Consider the following 1,078-nt stretch of genomic DNA (forward strand, 5'->3'; position numbering starts at 1 on the left):
GCACAAAGCCTACTGAACGTCCCCGCAGGCTGGCTGGCGACGGGGGTGGACGCCTTTGTCAGCCACGCCATCGTCGGATCGGTCGAAGGGGTCGTGACGGGCAACTTCGATATCGGCGAGATCGTGGAAGGGGCCGCATTTGCGGGGCTGAGTGTCGGCATCAGCGCAGGCCTGAACGACGCTGTTCTGAGCAACACTGCGATTGGCAACGTGATTGCGGGGCTTGATGACACCAGCCTGTTTGGCTTTGGCAACAACAACCTGTCGCTCCAGAACCTCGTCAAGGGCGGCATCGCGAACACCATCAGCGCCGGCGTCAACGCCGCGTTTTACGATACCGACTTCCTTGATGGCTTGGCCGCCTCGACACTCAACACGGTCGTGAACCTGACACTCGCCGATGCCCAGTTTGAAATCGGAGAGTTAGGGTTCGAAGAGGGCTCCCTGAACCACGCCTTGTTGCACGGACTGGCGGGCTGCGTTGCAGCCGAGGCACAAGGTGCCGACTGTGCGGCCGGGGCGGCAGGGGGCGTGGCGCAGAGTATTTATGCGGGCCAAGTTGAAAACGAGCCAGAACCAGGAACCAGCGACCACCAGCAATGGCAGATGGAGCAGGCTGCCACGGCCTCTATGTGGGGTGCGTTGGCTGGGCATGTATTTTCCGGGAGCGAAGCCGCGAATGTCAGCATTGCATCTTCAATCGCTCAGTCGGGGTTCATAAACAATTATCTGTCTCATGCGCAATGGGAAGAAATGGTTGCTGAACTCGCTGACTGTGAAGGAGAAGAGGCCTGCGAAGAGGCGGCATATCACAAATATGAAACCATTTCGTTTCAACAGCAAGACGCCTTTGGTCAGTGCATTATTGCGGGAGGCGACTGCTCTGAGCATATTGAGGCTATCGCTGGTGTTAACGAAAATATACTGGCGCAGACATACGGTTTGTCTTCAGAGAATCTCCAAAATTCGGAATTCCTGCAGAGTTTGATCTCAATCCAGTCGCAAGACGCGCTCACATTGATGTCAGTGCGCAGCGGCATCTACAGCGCCGCAGACGCCCAAAATTTCCACGAGCAGA

General features: G+C 56.9%; 1 protein-coding gene. It reads left to right on the forward strand.

What is annotated here, in order from left to right; all coding sequences use genetic code 11:
* Positions 1–45: 45 nt before the first annotated feature.
* On the forward strand, positions 46–1,078 hold a 1,033-nt coding region (locus Q0908_RS20295), incomplete at its 3' end, for a DUF637 domain-containing protein (protein WP_299289111.1).

This window comes from uncultured Tateyamaria sp. (genome assembly GCF_947494755.1).
In the GTDB taxonomy this organism is placed as follows: domain Bacteria; phylum Pseudomonadota; class Alphaproteobacteria; order Rhodobacterales; family Rhodobacteraceae; genus Tateyamaria.